Origin of the sequence: Streptococcus australis (assembly GCF_015553625.1) — a bacterium.
Classification (GTDB): Bacteria; Bacillota; Bacilli; order Lactobacillales; family Streptococcaceae; genus Streptococcus; species Streptococcus australis_B.
The window spans coordinates 1-3953 of sequence record NZ_JADNGY010000016.1; the positions used below are offsets into that span (position 1 = coordinate 1).

Here is a 3953-nt window from a genome sequence, read left to right on the forward strand (position 1 = left end):
GAAATCGGTAATTCGTTAGAATTCGATTTCGTCGTCCCACCTCCGCACAGTTGAGTAGGGCTGTAAAAGCTGATGAAATCAGCGTAGTAGAGCCCACTCAACCACTGCGTCTTGCTCGACAGTCCAAAGACAATTGAGAGGCTAGGACTTTTGTCCCAGCCTCGATTGATAAAACTATTTGAATGTAACTAGATATCCCTTCGAACATATTGAATGGCACGATAAGCAAGAAAAATGGTCAGAACAAGGGAAACAAACCAGATGGTCCGAAGTCCGTAATATTGGATGAGGAAGGTAGATAGAATAGCTCCACCCACAAAACTTCCAATCAAGGAAGTCATAAAGAGAGATTCCCAGAAAAACTCTATCTTTCGATCCCGTACAAAATTCCCGTAAGCGACCATGGTCTTCTTGAGATTCCCTGTCATAAAGGAATAGTTGTAGGTGTAACCATCTACTTCTCCAAAGGAAATGGCTACAATCCCCAAGCTCAGCCCAAAGAATGGCACAATATAGACATTGGGCACTTCTTTGGGAAGAAATCCTGCCACTAAGGTCGTCAAAACCATGGGCACCAAGGTACTGAGTCGCCAAACGGAATGACTAAAGAAGCGTTGAAAGACGGTCATCAAGAAAATCCCGATCATAAAGGCCAACATGGTTGCTAGTTTGACCTCCACATCCGCGATTTCATGGCCAATTAAACCAACGGATAGAAAGACAACGTTCCCAGTTTGGCCCGCCGTTAAGGTCCCTCCTCTTTCGATAAAGGTGTAGGCATCTGAAAAGCCTGCACACATGGTCAGTAGGCAGGCAAAGGCCTTACTTCTGGAGTGAAACTCCCTTCTTAACTTTTTCATTTTTCTCCCTATTTGTCATGGAAAAGAGGCTGGAACACTACTTTCTAACCTCTCATCACTTATTATTTTTATCCTTCACGTGATTCGCTCAAGATCTTTTCAATCTTGGTCGTAATCAAATCAATGGCTACGGTATTGGTCACACCTTCTGGAATGATGACATCCGCATAGCGCTTGGTTGGCTCGATGAACTGGTGGTACATCGGTTTCACCACTCCTAAGTACTGATCGATGACACTGTCCAAACTCCGACCACGCTCTTCCATATCCCGCTTAATCCGGCGAATGATCCGCACATCATCATCGGTATCAACGAAAATCTTGATATCCATCAAGTCACGAAGACGCTTGTCCTCCAAGACCAAAATCCCCTCAACGATAAAAACATCCTGAGGCTCCTGGCGATAAGTCTTAGCGCTACGCGTATGCGCTGCGTAGTCGTAAGTTGGGATATCCACTGGACGGCCAGCCAACAACTCATTGATTTGCTCGATCATGAGATCGGTATCAAAGGCAAAGGGATGGTCGTAGTTGGTCTGAATCCGCTCTTCAAAGGTTAAATGACTTTGATCCTTATAATAAGAGTCGTGCTCAATCATAGCAATCTTTTCATCTGGGAAGTGGGATAAAATTGCACGAGAAACACTGGTTTTCCCCCCACCAGAACCACCTGTTACACCGATAATAATTGGTCTGTTTCGCATCATCTTCTCCATTTTCTATAATCCTATTTATTCTATCACAAAAGCGGTCTCTTGACCACGACTTAAACTTTTTTTCTATGGATTTCCATTAACTTTCCAGAAGGTCTTCCCTCCTATCCTCCATCCCAATTAGAAAGGCCCATTCCATCTTTTTAGGATGAAACATGATATAATGAAACCAGTAAATACCTGATTGAAAGGAGCTGCCATGCTAAAACTCGGTATCATCGGCACCAGTGCCATTTCCCACTCTTTCTTAGATGCAGCTAACAAAACTGCCCAATATAAGTTAAGTGCGGTCTATTCACGGACCTTGGAGAAAGCTCGTAGCTTCTCTCAACCCTATGGACAAGTGGCTCTCTATGATGACCTGATTGCCTTTTTAGATAGTGACCTGGATGTTATCTACATTGCTAGTCCCAATTCGCTTCATTATCCTCAGGCTAAATTAGCCCTCTTGGCTAAGAAACATGTCATCCTTGAAAAACCGGCCGTCACCACTCCCAAGGAATGGAAAGAACTGGTCAAATTAGCTAATGAACACCAGGTCTATCTCTTTGAAGCTGCTCGCAACTATCATGAAAAAGCCTTTGAGACCATCCAAGACTTTCTCAAAGACAAAACCATCTTGGGTGGCCACATGACCTATGCCAAATACTCTTCTAAGATGCCTGAGTTCTTAAAAGGGAATATTCCCAATATTTTTTCCGATCAATTTGCAGGTGGTGCCCTTATGGATTTGGGTGTCTATCCTCTCTACTTTGCAATTGGCCTCTTTGGTCAACCTGAATCAGTAACCTATCAGGCGCGGCAATTGCCTAATTCAATCGATTTGAACGGACATGGCAGCTTGGTTTATTCTGACTTTGTCGTTGGCATTCAAGCCGGCAAAGATGTGACCAGTAATCTACCTGCTGAAATCTATACGACAGACGGCACCCTCTTCATTAGTGGGATCGAAGCCGTTAGCCAGGCTCTTTTTCAAGACCATTCTGGAAACAGCTACCAGCTCCCAATCACTCCTGCCTCTCATAACATGCTAGAAGAAGCCCAGGCCTTTGCTAGCATGATGACAGAAGGCAATCCGACTCTTTACCAGACTTGGCTCCAAACTGGACAGATGGTACACCAAACCCTTTACGCTATGCGCCAAGATGCTGGAATACACTTTAAGGACGAAAACTAATATGACACTAGCATTTCCACCACTCTGGCAAGAGCAACTTCAAACCCTTGGCTTTGAGCAACTCACTGAAATCCAAGAACGCCTCTTTGAGCCTATTACTCAAGGGGAGAACGTGCTTGGAGTCAGCCCGACAGGAACCGGAAAGACCCTGGCCTATCTCTTCCCTAGTCTTCTCAAGCTAAAACCTAAAAAAGCGCAACAATTGTTGATCCTCTCACCCAACACAGAGTTGGCAGGACAAATCTTTGAGGTTGCCAAACAATGGGCGGAACCTCTAGGACTCAGTGCCCAACTGTTCCTCTCTGGCTCTAGTCAGAAGCGGCAAATCGAACGCCTAAAAAAAGGACCCGAAATCCTCATTGGTACTCCAGGCCGTATTTTTGAATTGATCAAGTTAAAAAAAATCAAGATGATGAATGTCGATACCATCATCCTGGATGAATTTGACCAACTTTTTAGTGACTCTCAGTATCACTTTGTCGATAAGATTTGCCACTACGCACCCCGAGATCATCAATTTATCTATATGAGTGCAACGACCAAGTTTGATCCAGAACAAATCGAACCCAATACCCTAACCATTCAAGTGGAAGGACAAAACTTGGACAATATCCAGCACTTCTATATGGAAGTGGATAAGCGAGAAAAAGTCGAACTCCTCAGAAAACTCTCCAATGTCGAAGACTTTCGTGGGCTCGTTTTCTTCAACAGCTTGTCAGACCTGGGAAGCGCCGAAGAAAAACTCCAATACCGGGAAGTTAGCGCTGTCTCACTTGCTAGTGACGTTAATGTCAAGTTCCGTAAAGTCATTCTGGAACGCTTTAAGGACCACCAGTTGACACTCCTTCTGGCAACCGATTTGGTGGCACGAGGAATTGATATCGACTCCCTAGAATGTGTCGTAAACTATGAAGTCCCTCGAGATGCCGAAACCTACATCCACCGATCTGGGCGGACCGGACGCATGGGCAAAGAGGGCTATGTCATTACCTTGGTCAGCCATCCAGAAGAGTTGAAAAGTTTAAAAAAATTAACCCCCGTTCGTCCTTTGATTCTCAAGGGAGCTCAACTTTATATAGGCGAGGAATAAGAAGAGGCTGGGACAAAAGTCCTAGCCTCTCAATTGTCTTTGGATTGTCGAGCAAGACGCAGTGGTTGAGTGGGCTCTACTACGCTGATTTCATCAGCTTTTACAGCCCTACT

General features: G+C 44.7%; 4 protein-coding genes. 2 read left to right on the forward strand and 2 right to left on the reverse strand.

Annotation, left to right across the window (positions count from 1 at the left end; all coding sequences use genetic code 11):
• Positions 1-188 precede the first annotated feature (188 nt).
• A complete protein-coding gene (locus I2D56_RS09700) occupies positions 189-860 on the reverse strand; it encodes a YoaK family protein (RefSeq protein WP_125374217.1) in 672 nt (223 codons plus the stop codon).
• 68 nt (positions 861-928) lie between these two features.
• On the reverse strand, positions 929-1564 hold the full coding sequence (gene udk, locus I2D56_RS09705; RefSeq protein WP_023026667.1) for a uridine kinase: 636 nt from the start codon (positions 1562-1564) through the stop codon (positions 929-931).
• Positions 1565-1772: 208 nt separating this feature from the next.
• On the opposite strand from udk, the gene I2D56_RS09710 reads away from it, so the two are divergent.
• Together I2D56_RS09710 and I2D56_RS09715 are read left to right on the forward strand one after the other, a co-directional pair.
• The gene (locus I2D56_RS09710; RefSeq protein WP_195348429.1) at positions 1773-2750 is read left to right on the forward strand and encodes a Gfo/Idh/MocA family protein; all 978 of its coding nucleotides are present in this window, start codon (positions 1773-1775) and stop codon (positions 2748-2750) included.
• Position 2751: 1 nt separating this feature from the next.
• A complete protein-coding gene (locus I2D56_RS09715) occupies positions 2752-3840 on the forward strand; it encodes a DEAD/DEAH box helicase (RefSeq protein ID WP_195348430.1) in 1089 nt (362 codons plus the stop codon).
• Positions 3841-3953 lie beyond the last annotated feature (113 nt).